The organism is Brevibacillus centrosporus, assembly GCF_003710815.1.
In the GTDB taxonomy this organism is placed as follows: domain Bacteria; phylum Bacillota; class Bacilli; order Brevibacillales; family Brevibacillaceae; genus Brevibacillus; species Brevibacillus centrosporus.
On record NZ_RHHP01000003.1, the window covers coordinates 79960 to 97207 of the forward strand.

The window sequence follows — 17248 nt, forward strand, 5'->3', positions numbered from 1 at the left end:
TACCAGATGCTTCATCTTGATGCGAACTTAGCCAATCTTTCCACTTTTTCAAAGTCTTCGTGGTACTCAAAAAAGCCGATGCGATTCCCCCAGGGATCGGCGAAGGTGGCCCATTTAACTGGCACTTCCTCCCTCTGGTATATCTCAAACCACTCTACCTGCAGCTCGTGAATCACGCGCTCTCGTTCTACCTCCAAGCTCTCTACGCCTAGCCGCAGCGGACCGCAGCCCGTGGCTTGCTCTCCTTCTGCTACCTGCAGCCAGCAGCCCGGGATCAGCTCCCATTCTGCGAACCCTTCATGTGGAATAAAATCCGGCTCGCGTTGAAGCAGCATCTGGTACCAGTGCTGCCCCCTCTCCATATCGGCGACACGGAACTGTATGGTCATCTCGTAGATCCTCAAGTGAACGCCTCCTCTCTTTCTTAACCAATTCGTGACAAATGAGCCGATTCCTTGAATAAGAGAAAAACCTCGCCGGTGCATAACCGTGGCGAGGGCTTCAACTGTTTTCCGCATGTATTTTATAGCACAAGCTCGTACGATTCGTGACGTTAAACTTGCGGTAAATGCTTTGCAGATGCTTTTTCACCGTATTGATACTGACAAACAGCCGCGCAGCGATCGCATCGTTTCCGTAGCCTTTCTGCACGAGCGCAAGCACCTCCTGCTCTTTCGCGGTCAACTCCCTCTCCTGTCCGGATTTGGCGGAAGCCTCCGGTTTGGAGAGCATGAGGGGAGCCATGCTTCGGCTCAGGAAACGGGCGATAAGCTCGAGGCACATCCGCTCTCGTTCTTGAAACGGGCTTTCTTTTTGCGAACGGACAAACGCGATACTGCCGAGCATCTGCCCATCGTTTATCAGGTAGGCCACCATCTGATGATAATAGTTGTGGCGAGACATAAACTCATGATAGTATTCGCTTTCCTTGTACTCATTTTCAGACAGCACGTCATGAATGCGCAGAACATGGTGATCGCCTAAGCGTTGAACAACCTTGTGCGGCATTAGTATATCGTGCTGGTAGCAGGAGGAAAGGTAGCTGTCCATGGCGTTGTCATCGATATTGTGCATGACGGGCCGGATGAGCTCGTCATGCTCATTGACCATCCAAAAGTTTGCCCTGTACAAGCCAAAGCGTCTTTCAAAGGACTGCAGAGCTCGATGGCGGAAATCTTCGACAGAGCCAGCCATATCGTCCATGAAAGCAAGCACATTTTGGTAATCCCTGTTTGAGAACGCTTCCATAAAGAATCACTCCCAGCCACAAATCTTCCCTGTCCTTGTATTATAGCAAATTTTCTTCGAACAAAAGATTACCCGATCGGGTAATTGTTCGAAGCAAACCCGTTTTTCCATAATGGAGGTAAGCCTATCGACGAGGAGTGACACTATGAGCTATTTAAATCTGGCACTGGTTCAAATCGCTTCCCCTAGCACAAACCCTGATCTGGAGGCACGAAAACGAGAAAATTACGAGAAGCTTGCCTATTATGTCGATACGATTGCCGGGATGAATCCGGCGGTTGATCTGATCGCTTTTCCCGAATTGTACCTAAACGGTCTAGACCCGGTGAACTGGCTGCAGATGGCAGAGACCATCCCCGGACCACTGACAGATTTGCTTTGTGAAAAAGCCAAGCAGCATAAAAAATGGCTCGCCCCCGGCTCTTTGCAGGAACGCGCTGAGAATAGTGATGAAGCCTACAATACCGCCATTTTGATTTCTCCCGAAGGAGAGATCGTCATGAAGTACAGAAAAGTGTTTATTCCTTATCCGCTCGAGCAATCAAAGCCCGGGAGCGATTTTCCTGTCTACGAGATTCCCAATATCGGCAAGGTCGGCTTCATGATCTGTGCAGATGGTCACTATCCCGAGGCTGCGCGCAATCTCGCGCTGAAGGGCGCGGAGGTAATTATCAAGCCAACCCTGCAAGGGGATTGGATCGGGGGAACGAGAAACAACCTTCCGATCGCTATCACCCGTGCCATCGAAAATCAGTGCTTTGTCGTCAGCATCAATCATCCGAACCCAATCGGAATGGGCCACTCGGTAGCCGTAGACCCTGAGGGCAGAATTATCGAGGAGCTCGGCGACTCCGAGTCCTTCACGATCGTTTATCTGAATCTGGATGAAGTGCGCCGTGTCCGGGAAAACGGATCGCTCGGCATGTTCGGCTTCCTGAAAATGCTCAAGGGCTTTAAGGAATCCGGCATTGAGGTGGATGAATGCTATGCCGCCGACCTTACAAAGGCAGCTGTCTATCAGACTTTGCAAAAGCCATACCCGAAAACACCTGCAGACATCGAGAAGTATCGAGGCAGCGAAGAAAAAGTGCAGCCTGTACGCAGCTAGTTCTCCCAAAAGAAACCACTGGTGGAAGGTTCACCAGTGGTTTTTCTACGTAAGGACGGGCAATACCAGATTGAGCAGGAACAGCCCGGAAATGACGTACATGAGAGCAGGTACCTCTCTTCTTTTGCCCAAAGCCAGCTTCAAGAGCGGGTACGCGACAAACCCAAAGGCGATACCGTCCACAATGCTGTAAGACAACGGGATGATCGCAATGATCAAAAAGGCAGGGAAGCCCTCTGAGAAGTCCTTCAGATTGATGTTTTGCACGTTTTGCAGCATCAATGCACCAATGATGATCAGGACCGGAGCGATGGCGCCATCCGGGATCATTTTCACCACCGGAATGAGTCCCAGTGAGCCCAGCAGAAGCGCGCCTGTCACGAGCGAGGTGAGCCCTGTCCGTCCGCCTGCAGCGATCCCGGCAGCACTCTCGACTGTCGCTACGGTTGGGCTGCTTCCCAGCATTCCCGACAACGCCGCAGATACAGCATTTGCCTGAAGCGCCCTGCGAAACTTCTGTGGCTGTCCCGCCATCGCCGTATGTCCATGGATCAACCCGATATTTTCAAAGACGATGACCATCGCCAGCGAAAACGTCGCGATCCAAAATGGCAGCGTCCAAATTCCGCCAAAAGAGAAGCCGGAAAAGACATTTGCGTATTCAGCAAAGGAAAACGAGCTGCCACCGCCTGGCGTAACGATCCCAAACAAAAAGCCAAGCCCGGTACCTGCCGCAATTCCGATCAGGAAGTTACCTGGCACGTTGCGTACAAACAAAATCAAGGTAATGACCAGAGTCGCCAGTGTCACAATCACATGCGGACTGGACAATTCCCCCAATGCCACAAAGGTGGACGGGTTCGTCACGATCAAGCCACCCTTTTGCAGGCCGATAAAGGTGAGAAACAGGCCAATCCCGACTGTAATCGCTTCTTTGAGGGAAGCTGGAATGGCGCGGGAGAGTACGGTCGCAGCCCGAGTGAATGCAATCACGGCAAACAAAATTCCCGAAACAAAAACCGCAGCCAAAGCTTCCTGCCAGGAGAGCCCCATCGTATGGCACAGCGTATATGTGAACAACGCATTGATCCCCATCCCAGGAACCAGTATAATCGGCGCATTCGCCCAAAAGGCCATCAGCAGCGCCCCGGCAAAGGCAGTGAAAACGGTAGCGAGTATGCCTGCCTCCATAGGAATCCCCGCATCCTGCAAGATCGAAGCGTTTACGGCAACAATGTAGACAATAGTGACAAAGCTGATAAAGCCAGCCATTAATTCTCGTCTGATCGTCGTGTCGCAAGCGCGCAGGTGAAAAATATTCTCCATCCACGTACGCACAAATCGTCCCTTCTTTCCGTTGTATCTTTTCTTAGAAAACTTGGCTACGCCAAGTCTATTGGCGGAGCCTTAGTTGCGCTTATACTGGATAAGAATCTTATAAATTCTTACTGTACAAGTCATGTGATGCAGATTATGCTATCATAGAGAGATCAATATGAAAAATATCCAGTAACTCTGTTTTCCATATCGAAATCATATAGTAATGTACTTGGTTGAAAGAAGGGACACCTATGGATATACGTCAGCTGCGCTACTTTATTGCCATCGCGGAGGAAGGACAGATTACGGGTGCTGCCAAGCGCCTCAACATGGCTCAACCGCCTTTAAGCCAGCAGCTCAAGCAAATGGAGGAGGAACTGGGTGTCATACTGGTGGAACGCTCCGGAAAGCGCATGGAGCTCACGGAAGCTGGCCATATCCTTTACCGGCAAGCGCTCAGCATCGTTCATCAGATGGAAGAAGCGCTCTTTGAAGTAAAAGAAACAGGCGAAGGAATTCGAGGGAGCCTGTCCATTGGTGTAAGCGCTTTATCCGCCTACTTCCTCCCTGAGCAAATCCGCCTGTTTCAACAACGATATCCACGCATTACCTACAAAGTCTGGAAGGGCGACACCCAGCTGCTCAATCAATGGCTGGAGCGTCGGACGATCGAAGTCGCCATCGTCCGCTTACCTCATTCCCTGACGAACTGCACCACGATCCCGCTGGAAGAGGAATCGTTCGTGCTGATTGTGCCAGCTGACACCCCGCACGCCTCCCTCCAGCAGATCCAGATGCGAGATCTCGCCGAGGTCCCTCTCATCATGCCGAGCATCCCTGGTCTCGGGATTTACGATCTGATTGTGAAGGAGTTTTCCCGGCTTGGCGTCGAGCCGCATGTCATCTGCGAGTGCCCTGACATCTCCCTCATCGTCAGCATGGTCGCGGCCAAGGTCGGTGCCTCTATTGTCCCTCGTTCGGCATGGGAGACGCACCGCAGCGAGCAAATCCATGCCATCGAGATCGCCGGAACCTCCATCACATCATCTGCCGCTGTCGTCTGGCAAACCGGACGACATCTGTCCAAGGCTACCAAGCGATTTATTGAGATGTTTTCGTAACAAATACGCGATTTTCCTGTGCCTGCTCGATCATGCGCATCGCGGCTGCGACTTCTCGTTCCCCTTCACTGCCTGTTTCCAAGCGGGAGATGATGGCCAATCGATCCTGCTGGCTGCGGTTCTGGCTCAGCTTGTATTTCGCCTCCATGCGCTCGACCTTGATTTCAAAACAAGTGATCCCCTTGAGCAAACCATCCATGAGCTTTTCCGGCACGGCATCCCATTTGACCGGTGCTGCTTGCCCTTGCTCATACTTGATCAGCAGCGCTTGCATCATCTCGGTGATCTTCGCCTGTTCGCGAACGATCCGTGCATGTCCGTAGGCGTGTACCGCCATATAGTTCCAGGTCGGCACGTTTGGCTGGCTGTACCAAGAGGAAGATATGTACGCATGCGCTCCCTGAAAAACAGCCAGGACCGAAGCTTCCGCCTGCTCAAGCATGTCGCCAATGGAGTTGTTGCGCGCAATATGTCCTGTCAGGTACAGCTCCTCGCCCCGTTGCTCTACCTCCAGAGGAATATGGGTTGCTTCCGGCTCTCCGCCTCCTGCCGAAATCAGCAGGGCGAACGGATGCTGCTGCATGAAAGCAACCATCTCCTCTCGCTGTGTTACTTCAAAATGTGCTGGTGTATACATCCTGTCGTTCACTCCCTTTTTCCCCATCGTAGCATGCAGACAGCATTCTGCTAGGGGCAATTTCGTTGGAACGGGCGAGGTCAATTCATGATTTTCGAAGGAGGCATGTGCGTCATGGATCTTGTTTTTCGCACTCACGAAGGCGTGTTCAATTATCGGGTGGCTGCCGTATGGATCCGCAGTGGACGAGTCCTGTTGCATCGTCTGCACTCGGAGCAAACCTGGTCTCTTCCCGGTGGCCGAGTCGCGATGGGCGAGGATTCTCGCCAAAGCCTTTCCCGGGAGCTGCTGGAAGAGCTGGGGATCAAGGTCAAGGTCGGCGATCTCCTGTGGTCGGTAGAAAACTTCTTTACCTACGCCGAACAGCCCTACCATGAATTCGGTCTATACTACCTGATCGACTCGGAGGATACACAGATTCCCGATACGGACGCTGCCTTTTATGGAGCAGAAGGTCCGCGCCTGATTTTCCAGTGGACTCCACTATCTCAGCTTCCCCAGACAAGCCTGTACCCTGCTTTTCTACGGACAGCGCTCACAGATCTTCCCGCCCATCCACGGCATCTCGTTGTGCGAGAGCCTTAGCCGAGCCGTTCAAACAACCGCTTTGGCGGACTGGACTCCACGATATGCCCGACAGTCAGCTCACACGGATACTGCTCCCACGCCCACTGCGTCGCCTGATCCTTTTTCATTTTCCGAACGATCGAGAAGAGAATTTGATGCAGGAATTTCTATTCGTGCAATAAGGCATTTACGCTCATCAGTATCCCCCTTTTAAAGAGTCTTTCTTTTTCAAAAGAAGGAAGATCGAAAAAATGTAATATGGTATAATATGTAAAAATTACAAAGGATTTGATAAGATTGCTTCCCCTGCAAAAAGTCCAGGTCGAAAATAAAACGTATTGGCAATTGGCTGCTATCGTTTTGTATCTCATTGGTGCACTCGTCACATGGAATGCGGTGAAGGATCAAAACAGGCAATTCAATGAAGATGCTTGGTCACAGCGTTCTCTGTTTACAGGGTACATGTATCAGATCGAGTTCGACAAAGTGATTGATGGCCAAAAAGGGGATCTGTACACATTCGGTACCCCCAGCGAGAAGTTGGAGCGAATGCAATATGATCAAGATGTTCAGCATGTGTTTTCCAGGATGGAAAGAGAAATCCGTTCCATGGCAAACGAAGAGGATGAAATTGTTTTTTCTGTCATCATGCTGTCATACGTTTGGCTCTGCTGGTTGGTCCTGCGCAAGTATCTTATCCATACCAACATTCTTTTCCTTCCTGTCCTCGCTTCCTACTATTTTGGCATGTCGATCTGGCATGATTGGCAATCTCTTCAGGATCGTGCGGAGGATGTCGCAAGATTTGTAAGCAGGCTGTAGCATTACTTGATGGACAAAAGGAAAAAAAAGCTCTCCGACAAAAGAATGAGAGCTTGCGTATTTCCTATGATTTTCTCGAGACGAGAATCCTCGCGGCATGACGAAGCGGGATTCCGCTCGATTGGCAATCAAAAATCATTTCTTCCGTGTGTACAGTTTCCCAGTCCGGAGCGATCTCCACCTCGGGATGCCGGGTGAAGGCAAATAGGACATGCAAACCGGCCGGCGCGGTGCATTCCTGCCACTGCTTGAATTGTTTGGCCCGATTTTCGGGATGAATATATTGCAAGGCTCCTATCGAATAAAGCAGGTCAACAGGCTCCGTAAGAAGAATTTGATTGATATCACCTTCCACCGTATGGAGCGTCGTTCCCAGTTCCTTTGCCAGTCGTTTGGCTTTTTCCAGACCGGCAGGAGCAAAATCCATAGCCGTTACAGCAAAGCCTTGCTTGGCCAGAACGTTTTTTCTTTTTCATCGTAGGGCTTCACGCGGCGTTAAGGTCAATCCTTTTTGAAAAAAAGATAAGAAAACCTCTATCGAGGCCTGTTCAAGGAAGAGCGACCGCATTTTAGCGGAAAGTTTTACCGAAGTAATGCCAGAATCGGACGCTGAGGCACTTCGTCATGCGCTCCGGAATTCATAATCGTAAAACGCTTATAAATTCCTACACGTTCAAAAACCCTCTTGCACCTTACGCGACGTCAGGTTTTAAGCTAAAGTCACCGGTAAGCAGCTAGCGCCTTGAAAGGAGTGGATTATGCAACAGCATTGGAAAGTCGGGGATCTTGCCAGTTTGACTGGACTTACTGTCCGCACTCTGCGTTATTACGATCAGATCGGCTTGTTTTCACCGTCCGAGCATTCCGATTCAGGTCATCGCATGTATAACGAAGCGGATATCCAGCGGCTGCAGAAGATCTTGTCTCTCAAGGATTTGGGATTATCCCTGGAAGAAATAAAAAGGGTTTTGGAAGGTCAAACATACAGCTCGTCCGAAATCGTATCGATTCAAATCGAGCGTGTCCGAAAGCAAATAAAAATCCAGCAAAAGCTTCTGGCTGAGCTCGAGCGTGTAGCTGAAAAAATGAACCAGCAAGAGCCACTTTCCATTGATGCCTTTCTTTCCCTTCTCGAATCGATGAAGCAAAGCCAGGAGAAATACGTGATTGCGCATCGGCTAAACTGGGAACGCCATTTGGATTTGCTCGGCGAATTTCTAAATGATAAATAATTTGGGAGATACATTTTCCTACAGGGAGGTTTTTTGGATGAGCCAACGCTTTACCACTCACTCTACTTTCAAAATTGAGCGGATGTACCGCGCTACCTTGGAACGTGTCTTTGCGGCGTGGTCGGAGCAAAACGCCAAAGCTCGCTGGTTTCAGCCAGCTGAGGAGTTCGATTTCCGCGTCGGTGGCCGTGAAGTTAGCCGCGGGGGTCCCCCAGGTGGACCTGTCTTTACCTTCGAGGCTCTCTACCAGGAAATCGTGCCGAATGAACGCCTCGTCTATACCTATAGCCTGGACCAGGAGGATATCCGGATATCCGTCTCCATCGCGACTGTCGAATTTATGCCCACCGCTGAAGGCGTGAAGCTGTTATTCACCGAACAAGGAGTGTTTTTCGATGGGCACGACACTCCAGCGCAGCGTGAACAGGGCACGCATGAAATGCTGGATCTTCTCGGCATCTCTCTCGGGGAAAGCCATCCCGACCGCTTCGAGCTTCTGTCTCGCCGGACACTGCCTGCCCCTCGCAGCCTCGTCTACAGGGCTTGGACAGAGCCTGCGCTGCTCGCCCAGTGGTGGGGCCCAAACGGATTCACAAACACCTTTCATACGTTTGATGCCAGCCCAGGAGGCATCTGGGAGTTCACCATGCACGGGCCGGAGGGGGCCAACTTCCCAAATCGAAATGTGTTTCACGAAGTCAGCGAAGATCGTATTGTCCTCCGGCACGAATCCAGACCCCACTTTATTCTGACCGCCACATTTGCGGACGTCAGCGGCGGGACCGAGATTACTTTCCGCCAAACCTTCGAAACCGCAGAGGACTACAACAATCTCAAGCCCATATGCGAGGAAGCGAACGAACAAAATTTAGACAGGCTCCGTGCAGTTTTGAAAGGACTGTCTTCCGCTGATTGATAGTCGCAAGGGGTAGTGTAGTGTATCAAACAAAAAGGGTCCAGACCTGGACAAACCACCAGGTGGACCCTTTTTCACGCTTTTAGAAAGGCAGCTCGATTTTATTCCCCATGCGTTTGCTCCGACTGTACTTCGATGCCATGCCGGCGAAATAGTGCTGCTGTCAAACCTGTCCCCGTCACCTTTTTGCCAGAAAACGTCCCATCGTATACGAACGTGCTGCCACAGGATGGACTGTTTTCTTTCAAAATCGCAGACGTGGCTCCCACGGTTTGAGCCAGCTTCAAAGCCTGGCGTGCCCCAGCGAGAAATTCTTCCGTTACGTCATTTCCTTTTTGATCGACGATGCGTGCTTTACCGTCCAATACGTCAAAGCCGTCTCCTCCCACGATCTCGGCTGGCGGACGAGGGGTAGGCAATCCTCCCAGCTGCTCTGGACATACCGGAATCACCTTGCCTTCTCGCAGCAGCTGCTCCAGCTCCTGGTCGCGGCAAGACTTTTGATCGTAACGGCACTCACAGCCGATCAAGCAGGCACTGATCATTTTCATAGTTCCCCGCACTCTCCTCTACAGCTTGCGAAGTTTTACACTCTGCACCATATGATCCTGCCCCTTATCGAGAATCAGCTGCGCACGGACACGGGTTGGCAAAATATTTTGGCGGAGATTGGCTCCGTTGATTTCTTGCCAGATGCCTGTCGCGACTTCCGTAGCTTCTTCATCAGAGAGGCTCGCATAGCGGCGGAAGTAGGAGGATGGATTGGAAAACGCCGTCTGCCGCAGCAGCTTGAAGCGCTCGACGTACCAATGGCGAATATCTTTTTCATCGGCATGAACGTAAATTGTAAAGTCAAAGAAATCGGAAACGATCACTTCCGAGATGCGCTGATCTTTATCCGTATCTCTTGGCGGCTGCAGCACGTTCAGCCCTTCGACGATCAGGATGTCGGGCTGGCGAACCATTTGCCATTCGTCAGGGACAATATCGTAAACCAAATGAGAATATACAGGTGCTTTTACTTCTGGAATCCCTGACTTCACATCGGACAGGAAACGTATGAACTTGCGCAAGTCATAGCTTTCGGGGAAACCTTTGCGTTTCATGATCCCCCGCTCTTCCAGCACACGGTTTGGATACAAAAAACCGTCTGTCGTCACCAGATCTACCTTGGGGTGGTTTGGCCAGCGGGACAGCAGCGTTTGCAGAATCCGCGCAGTCGTGCTTTTGCCTACAGCCACGCTGCCGGCAATCCCGATAATAAACGGGACTTTCCCGTCTTGATTCCCAAGAAACATATGGGTCGCCTGGTACAGCTCCTGAGTGGCACCTACATGCAAATTGAGCAGGCGTGAAAGAGGCAAGTAAATCTCCGCTACTTCTGTCATGGAAATATTCTCGTTCACGCCCTGCAAACAGGCTAGTTCCTCGTCAGATATGGTTAGCGGCGTGGAAGCCCGCAGAGCTCTCCACTGCTCGCGGTTAAACGTAACGTATGGTGATGCCATGGGAACGTACATCCTTTCCTGCATGAAAGTGCTTTCTTTTTATCATCACACAGCTAGTTTACACCAGCGGACGACTCTTGGGAACAAGGGGGTTGTCCTCATTACCGCAGAAAAGCATTTTCACGATCGAGAAAACCTTGGATGGAGACTCATACTGGGAAGAGTGAACTCGCCTGATACCATGATCTTCCTATCTCTGCATAGTAAGTAAAACGCGGAAAGTGCACCGCGTCCTTTGGTTTGGTGGTCGGTGGGGCTGTAGTGGAGGAGCGGAAAAGGGAGAAAACGCTCCAGCTTCTTGGTTCCCTTGCTGAGGGGTCATTCCTGCACGGTTCCATGAAAAAAGGGAAACCGCGTCCAAAGTGGCGGATTCATGATGCTGTTCAGAAGTGGACGCTTAAAACCGTGTTTCTCTTTTTTCATTCCACCTCGGCCGGGCCCCAAAGATCTTCGCTTTTTTCTCCCTTTTCCTCGTCCAGCTTTTCCTCTCCCTGCCTTCTTAATGATTTACACAAATAACCGTTAGGGTTTACCCTAACGGTTATTTATTCTTTAGCGGATATCTGAAAGCTGGTATTCATAACTATGCACCCCCTTGCAATATTCAGGATACATGAGACTTCCGCACAGCTCGTAGCCGAATTGAAGTAGCACTGTAGGATCTCATTCGTCCGTTGCTTGAAAGCTCCGAACAACTCCCAACGCGATTTCTCCAGTTTCATAGCACATCAAGAATAATAGTTGACGAATTCGTTCTCTCTTGCTTCCTTAGGAGACTGTTGAAAAAGGGCCAGCCCTGTAGCTATCCCAAATTTTATAAATTCCTATACGTTGAAAAAGACAAGCCAATACCAGCACTACCTGGCATCAGCTCGCCTTTTTGTCCCTCACGATTATTTGCCTAAAAACGATTTCAGCATCCAGACGTGTTTTTCCAGCGTCTCAGTCATGCCTAAAAACATGTCGCCTGTGGCTTCGTCATCAGCCGCCTCAGCAGCTGTGATTCCTTCTTTCAGTTCACTGACCATAGTCGTAAAGTCGCTTACGACCGCTTGCACCATTTGGTCAGCAGACTCTCCACCAGCTGCTTCCTTGATGGACGCGTTCTCCATACAGGATTTCATCGTCGAGACAGGCTTACCTCCGACAGCCAAAAGGCGTTCTGCCAGATCATCCACGTACTGGGCGGCTTCGTTGTAAAGCTCCTCGAACTTGGCATGCAGCGTAAAAAAATTCGGGCCTTGCACATACCAGTGAAAGTGATGGAGCTTTATATACATCACCGACCAGTTGGCCACCTGTTTGTTCAATACCTCAGTCACAGGACGGGTCATCGTCATGCTCAAAGAGACGCACCTTCTTTCCATGGGAATAGGTAGATCGTCTGTATTGTGCCGCCGTCCACCCCCAGATATACTCGTTATCCTCTGGGAGCCGTTTACTTTTCCGTCTGCAGACGCTTTGCGCGCTCCTGCAAAAAGGTCATGGCATTGAAGGCTTGCATCGCTGCTCCGACAGCCAGGCTCTTTTCATCCAGATCGAAGCGCGGGTGGTGCACCGGGTATACGCAATCCTTTTCCTCATTGCGTACGCCCAAATGGTAAAAGGCACTCGGAACATGCTCCGCAAAGAAAGCGAAGTCCTCTACTCCCATCATCGGAAAATCGTTTACGCGAACGTTTTCTGCCCCTAGCAGCGCTTCCCCGCAGCGTTTTACCTGATCCACCATTTCACTGTCATTGATCAGAGAGGTGTACCCTTCCTCGAAGAAAACATCTGCCTCGCCCCCCAGGCTGCGTGCTGTCAAATCGGCTACCTCGCACACGCGCTCTTTTACAAAAGCCCGGACGTTCTTATCCAGTGTGCGGATCGTTCCCGTCAGCTTCACTTCCTGCGCCAAAATATTCGATGCCGTGCCGCCGGAGATGACGCCCAAGGTAATCACTGCTGCCTCACGCGGATCTACGTTGCGACTGACAATGGTCTGCAGAGCTGTGATCACATGAGCCGCAATCACGATGGCATCCTTCCCTTTATGCGGATAGGCGCCATGTCCGTTCTCTCCACGCACCGTGATATGCAGATCGTCCGATGCAGCATTCATCTGCCCGTATTTCACGGCGATTTTCCCCACCGGCAGATCAGCTGAGACGTGCAGGCCGAAAGCAGCCTCGACGCGCGGATTTTCCAGCACGCCCTCACGAATCATCGGCAATGCTCCGCCTACCGTTTCCTCAGCCGGCTGGAAGAACAGTTTGACGACTCCTGCCAGCTCCTGCTTGGAATCGTTCAGAATCCGCGCCGCTCCCAAAAGGCAGGTCATGTGGGCGTCGTGTCCGCAGGCGTGCATTTTTCCTTGAACCTTCGAGCGGTAGGGCGTCTCGTTGCGTTCATCAATCGGCAGGGCATCCATGTCCCCGCGAAGCGCGACGACCGCGCCAGTCATCGCCCCTTCGATCAGCCCGACGACTCCCGTGCCAGCGGACTTGTAATAAGGAATCCCCATTTCCTCCAGGTAACGAATGATCTGCTCTTGTGTGCGGAACTCCTCCATGCCAAATTCGGGGTACTGGTGAAAATCACGGCGAACCTCTGTCAGCCACGGTAAAATCTCCTGCGCTTGTCGCCAAATGCGAGCGGTTTGTTCTGTACTCATACCGTCACACTCTCCTCGATCGTCAATTCGCAGCCCGTTGCATCCAGACTTGCTTCCACCCCGAAAGGCAGAGCCATATTGGTCGTGCCGTGTCCGATCTGCACATTCCAGAGCGTAGGTTTTCCATACGGTACGACGATGTTTTGAAAGACATCCAGAACGCTGAAGCCGTCCCGTTTTTTCGGCAAGCAATCCGTCCACGTCCCGATGATCACCCCTGCGCAATCGTCGAACAAGCCGCCAAGAGCCAGCTGTGTCAGCATGCGATCGATTCGGTACGGCTCCTCGTCGATATCTTCGAGAAACAGCAGCTTTCCTTTTGTATCCACTTGGTAAGGGGTGCCCATCAATGCAGCGACCAATGCCAGATTTCCACCCACGACCTGACCGCTTGCCTGACCTTCCACCAGACACGAGATCTCTTCACCTGGCGGGTTGACGATTTTTCCCAATGGCTCTGGACGTGTCATCGCGCGCAGCAAGTATTGCTTGGTCCAGTCGTTCAGACCGTGTGCAATATCAGAGGTCGCCATCGGGCCGTGCAGCGTTGCCAGACTCGCATGCTGCCCAAATGCCGAATGCAGGGCAGTAATATCGCTATAGCCGATGAACAGCTTTGGGTTTTGCGCGATTAAATCGTAATCGAGGTAGTTCAGGATTTGAGGAGCCCCATATCCGCCCCGCATGCACATGATTCCGTCTACTTCCTCATCCGCAAACATCGCATTCAGCTCAAACGCGCGCTGCTGGGGAGTTCCTGCAAGATAGCCTCCATACGTTTCCCGGCATGTACCGGAGACTTTCACCTTGAACCCGAAGTCCTCCAAGGCTGCTATCGATTTGACGAGCACTTCTTCTGTCGCCGGACTCGAAGTGGCAACTACTCCAATCGTGTCACCTGCACGCAACGCTTTTCCTTTGTTCATCCCGCATTTCTCCTCTTAGTCCATATATGCCCATTTGAAGTCGATTTTGCCGAGTGGATGGATTCGCACACCTTTGACCTTGTCGCTCTGCACCCAGGTGTTTACGTCGCTGAAAATGCCTGTTACCGGCATTTCCTCCATCAACAACGCTTCGGCTTCCAACAGGATTTGGGCTCGTTTTTCTGCATCTGACTCTGCGTATGCCTTTTGTATCAGCCCGGAATAGGCGGGGCTGTGCCAGCGCGTAATGTTGGTTGCGCTGTACTTATCTTTGAACTTCTGCAAAAAGTTGATCGGGTCGTTGTAATCCGCTGCCCAGCCAGATCGGGTGATCGCAAACTTGCCTTGCTCCTGATCGTCCAGATATACCTTGGTCTCTTTGTTTAGCAGCTTGACCTCCACACCCAGGACGTTTTTCCATTTTGCCTGCAGCGTTTCTGCGATGGCCTTGTTTCGATCGGACGTATTGTAGAGATAAGTGATCGGCGGGAGCTTCGTGATGCCGAGCTCCCGCATTCCTTCGGCCAACAGCCTTTTCGCCTCTTCGGGTTGATTGTCTGCAAAAAAACCGTCTGGCTTCAGACTGGCCGTGTACGCGGTAATGCCCATCAACGGCTTTTGGCCTGCCTGACCGATATACTCGGCAATCTCTTGCCGGTTGATGGCATAGGCAAAGGCTTTACGTATTTTCGCATTCGTAAATGGTGGACGCTCGGCATTGAAGCGCAGGTAGTAGGAACTGGCCTTTGCCTGGCTCCTCAGCCTGCCTTCCCGCTTGAGAGGCTCTACAGCATCGACAGGCAGTGCGCTGATCGGACCTCCCGCCCAGTCGAGATCGCCATTTTCAAACATGGCAAGCTCTGTGCTGGGATCCGCAATCATGGAGAACTCGATTCGCGCAAGCTTCACGACATCCTTTTCCCAATAGGTGTCGCTCTTTGTCAGGACGATTTTATTCTTATGCTCCCACGCTGCAAGCCTGAACGGTCCATTGCTGACCAGCGTCTTCGGGTCGTTCGCCCATTTTTCATTGGCCTGCACCGTCTCTTGGTGAATCGCCGGAAGAAAAGCAGCTGTGGTCGAAAAAAACGGAGAAGGATGCTCCAGCCTGACCTGCAGTGTCTTGTCGTCGAGTGCCTTGACCCCTACCTCCTCCGCTTTTGCCTTTCCCATCGTAAACGCCTGCCCATTTTTCAGGACATAGTACCGATAGGAAGCTGGCGATCCTGTCTTCGGGTCCAGTGCATGCTTCCAAGCAAATTCAAAATCGTGAGCCGTGACTCTATCACCGTTCGTCCATCTAGCGTCTCTGAGCGTAAAGGTATAGGTCAGCTTATCAGCAGAAACCTCCATGCCTGAGGCCATCGATAAGATCGGCTCCCCTTTGTCGTTCAATCGTGTCAGTCCGTCAAAAATAGCGTAGATAATCGCTCCAGAGGTAGAATCCTCCGCAAAGGTAGGATCGAGCGTTGCTGGCTCCTCCGCGTTCATACGCAGCACTTGCGGCACGCTTTTCTCAGGCTCCCTCTGCTCTGCAGCTGGCGAATGAGAGAGAGGGGATGCCGCAGCGTGTGCTGCTCCATCACCTGCCATGCTCGCTATCAGCAAGGTCGCCATGATGCTTCCAGAACGAATCAAGGTAAATAGAAACGACAAGTCATCCCTCTTTTCCATGATTACTGTTTCAATTTTGCAAAAACGATGCCAATCCGAATTCCTTTTGATTCGTGATCAGCCTATTCAACGGAGAATACGGATTCTCCCAAACGCCCGGTCAGCTTGTAGTTTCTCACTATTCCACGCTGAATACGACTATTCACGAGAGAATACCCATTTACGCAGCTTTCGACTGGCAGAAGGCTGGCTGATTCCGAGCGCTTCCGCTACCTTTATCGACGTCTTATGGATGTCAAAGGCGCGCTGCATCAGCTGCTTCTCCACCTCCTCCATCGCTTCCTGCATTTGCATGACCCGCTCCACCTTTATTCCCTGACTCGCACTCGCCTCCTGAGCATGGATGTATCGCGGGATCTGGGCCGGGGTGATCACCTCTTCATGCGAAGTCACAACCAGTCTCTCCACCACATTTTCCAGCTCGCGAACATTTCCGGGCCAGTCGTAGTCCTCAAGGATGCGGTAGCACTGGTCGCTGAGCTGCCGATCCAGGCTGTACTTTTCGGAAAAGACGCCGAGAAAGTAATGAACGAGCACGGGAATTTCTTCTCTTCGTTCTCGCAGCGGCGGGATCTCCAGCGGCACGACGTGAATCCGGTAGTACAGATCTTCGCGAAACTTGCCGTCCCTCACCATCTGCCGCAGGTTTTTATTCGTTGCCGTGATCAGCTTGACGTCCACTTTTCTCGGTACGGAGCTGCCAATCGGGGTGATCATTTTCTCTTGCAGTACCGTCAGCAGCTTCACTTGCAAATTGAGCGGAAGTTCACCAATCTCGTCCAAAAATAGAGTGCCCCCGTTCGCCTTTTCAATCAATCCTGATTTGCCGTCTTTATCCGCGCCTGTAAACGCCCCTTTTGCGTAGCCGAACAGCTCCGATTCCAGCAGCGTCTCCGGAATGGCACCACAGTTGATATGCACAAAAGGCTTGTGCGTGCGGGGACTGCACTCATGAATGTATTTCGCGAGTACGCCTTTGCCGACGCCGGACTCTCCCAGCAGGATCATGGAGGACTCCACCTGCGCTAGCTTTTCCGCCATAGCGGCAACCTGCTGCATGGAAGGGCTGCGGTAGATCAGAGCGGTATTTCCCTTTTGCCGCCCTCTCTCCTTGGTGATTTCACTTTGGTAAAGTGTCCCAATGTATTTGATTTCATTCAGCCCTTGCTCCAGCTTGTCCTGATCCGTGATGTCCACGTACGTATGCACGACCCCGCTTAAGCTGCCCTCCTGATCCCAGATCGGGGTTCCCTCCACGAAGAGCTTGCGGTTGCGGATGGTAGTCTGAATCGTTTGCACCTTTTTCCTGTCCCGAATCACACGCATGGTAATCGTGGGTAATAAGAGACCTTTGTGAAAAAAATCCTCGATGGGCTTGCCGAGCATATCCTGTGGATCGATGCCGAAGTACTCTGCATATCCGCTCGAGCAGTAGAGCGTCTTGCCTTGCGCGTCCGTGACATGGACCATGTCAAACAGCGAACCCAGGACGGCCTCATGATCGATCATCTGG

The 17248-nt window shown here is 51.7% G+C and carries 18 protein-coding genes; 6 read left to right on the top strand and 12 right to left on the bottom strand.

Going from position 1 to position 17248, the window contains the following annotated elements; translation table 11 throughout:
- Positions 1 to 11: 11 nt before the first annotated feature.
- Together EDM55_RS04815 and EDM55_RS04820 are read right to left on the bottom strand one after the other, a co-directional pair.
- Entirely contained in the window at positions 12 to 389 is a 378-nt protein-coding gene (locus EDM55_RS04815; protein ID WP_122959832.1) for a VOC family protein, read from the bottom strand.
- A 112-nt stretch (positions 390 to 501) separates the two neighbouring features.
- On the bottom strand, positions 502 to 1248 hold the full coding sequence (locus EDM55_RS04820; protein ID WP_092266171.1) for a helix-turn-helix transcriptional regulator: 747 nt from the start codon (positions 1246 to 1248) through the stop codon (positions 502 to 504).
- A gap of 145 nt (positions 1249 to 1393) precedes the next feature.
- Between EDM55_RS04820 and EDM55_RS04825 the strand changes: the two genes are divergently transcribed.
- Complete coding sequence (locus EDM55_RS04825; RefSeq protein WP_170184375.1) at positions 1394 to 2356, top strand: carbon-nitrogen hydrolase family protein; 963 nt, start codon at positions 1394 to 1396, stop codon at positions 2354 to 2356.
- A gap of 45 nt (positions 2357 to 2401) precedes the next feature.
- Here EDM55_RS04825 and EDM55_RS04830 read toward each other — a convergent pair whose 3' ends face one another.
- Complete coding sequence (locus tag EDM55_RS04830; protein WP_170184379.1) at positions 2402 to 3682, bottom strand: NCS2 family permease; 1281 nt, start codon at positions 3680 to 3682, stop codon at positions 2402 to 2404.
- A 245-nt stretch (positions 3683 to 3927) separates the two neighbouring features.
- Between EDM55_RS04830 and EDM55_RS04835 the strand changes: the two genes are divergently transcribed.
- Entirely contained in the window at positions 3928 to 4797 is an 870-nt protein-coding gene (locus EDM55_RS04835) for a LysR family transcriptional regulator (protein ID WP_122959740.1), read from the top strand.
- Here the strand turns inward: EDM55_RS04835 and EDM55_RS04840 are convergent.
- Positions 4778 to 5434, bottom strand: a complete 657-nt coding sequence (locus tag EDM55_RS04840) for an FMN-binding negative transcriptional regulator (RefSeq protein ID WP_170184376.1) — start codon at positions 5432 to 5434, stop codon at positions 4778 to 4780. The two genes, EDM55_RS04835 and EDM55_RS04840, sit on opposite strands and share 20 nt — an antisense overlap.
- A gap of 114 nt (positions 5435 to 5548) precedes the next feature.
- On the opposite strand from EDM55_RS04840, the gene EDM55_RS04845 reads away from it, so the two are divergent.
- Both EDM55_RS04845 and EDM55_RS04850 read left to right on the top strand, forming a co-directional pair.
- A complete protein-coding gene (locus tag EDM55_RS04845) occupies positions 5549 to 6019 on the top strand; it encodes an NUDIX hydrolase (protein ID WP_092266176.1) in 471 nt (156 codons plus the stop codon).
- Positions 6020 to 6298: 279 nt separating this feature from the next.
- On the top strand, positions 6299 to 6823 hold the full coding sequence (locus EDM55_RS04850) for a hypothetical protein (RefSeq protein ID WP_122959742.1): 525 nt from the start codon (positions 6299 to 6301) through the stop codon (positions 6821 to 6823).
- 64 nt (positions 6824 to 6887) lie between these two features.
- On the opposite strand, the gene EDM55_RS04855 is transcribed toward EDM55_RS04850, so the two are convergent.
- Entirely contained in the window at positions 6888 to 7280 is a 393-nt protein-coding gene (locus EDM55_RS04855; protein ID WP_259676068.1) for a class I SAM-dependent methyltransferase, read from the bottom strand.
- A 301-nt stretch (positions 7281 to 7581) separates the two neighbouring features.
- Between EDM55_RS04855 and EDM55_RS04860 the strand changes: the two genes are divergently transcribed.
- Together EDM55_RS04860 and EDM55_RS31260 are read left to right on the top strand one after the other, a co-directional pair.
- Positions 7582 to 8055, top strand: a complete 474-nt coding sequence (locus tag EDM55_RS04860) for a MerR family transcriptional regulator (protein WP_122959744.1) — start codon at positions 7582 to 7584, stop codon at positions 8053 to 8055.
- Positions 8056 to 8092: 37 nt separating this feature from the next.
- Positions 8093 to 8971, top strand: coding sequence for an SRPBCC family protein (locus EDM55_RS31260; RefSeq protein ID WP_122959745.1), 879 nt, complete (start codon positions 8093 to 8095; stop codon positions 8969 to 8971).
- A 101-nt stretch (positions 8972 to 9072) separates the two neighbouring features.
- On the opposite strand, the gene EDM55_RS04870 is transcribed toward EDM55_RS31260, so the two are convergent.
- From EDM55_RS04870 to EDM55_RS04900, 7 genes are all read right to left on the bottom strand, one after another.
- Entirely contained in the window at positions 9073 to 9522 is a 450-nt protein-coding gene (locus EDM55_RS04870) for a 2-thiouracil desulfurase family protein (protein ID WP_122924280.1), read from the bottom strand.
- 18 nt (positions 9523 to 9540) lie between these two features.
- Positions 9541 to 10479: a type I pantothenate kinase gene (coaA, locus tag EDM55_RS04875; RefSeq protein ID WP_246011056.1), complete on the bottom strand. Its 939-nt coding sequence runs from the start codon at positions 10477 to 10479 to the stop codon at positions 9541 to 9543.
- Positions 10480 to 11372: 893 nt separating this feature from the next.
- Entirely contained in the window at positions 11373 to 11819 is a 447-nt protein-coding gene (locus EDM55_RS04880; protein WP_373863291.1) for a Dps family protein, read from the bottom strand.
- A 98-nt stretch (positions 11820 to 11917) separates the two neighbouring features.
- Positions 11918 to 13135: a M20 metallopeptidase family protein gene (locus tag EDM55_RS04885; protein ID WP_092266184.1), complete on the bottom strand. Its 1218-nt coding sequence runs from the start codon at positions 13133 to 13135 to the stop codon at positions 11918 to 11920.
- Positions 13132 to 14061, bottom strand: coding sequence for a S66 peptidase family protein (locus EDM55_RS04890; protein WP_092266185.1), 930 nt, complete (start codon positions 14059 to 14061; stop codon positions 13132 to 13134). Before EDM55_RS04890 ends, EDM55_RS04885 begins: the two co-directional genes overlap by 4 nt.
- Before the next feature lie 15 nt (positions 14062 to 14076).
- Positions 14077 to 15717, bottom strand: coding sequence for a peptide ABC transporter substrate-binding protein (locus EDM55_RS04895; protein WP_307723926.1), 1641 nt, complete (start codon positions 15715 to 15717; stop codon positions 14077 to 14079).
- Positions 15718 to 15873: 156 nt separating this feature from the next.
- Complete coding sequence (locus EDM55_RS04900) at positions 15874 to 17244, bottom strand: sigma-54 interaction domain-containing protein (protein ID WP_092266187.1); 1371 nt, start codon at positions 17242 to 17244, stop codon at positions 15874 to 15876.
- Between the last annotated feature and the right edge of the window lie 4 nt (positions 17245 to 17248).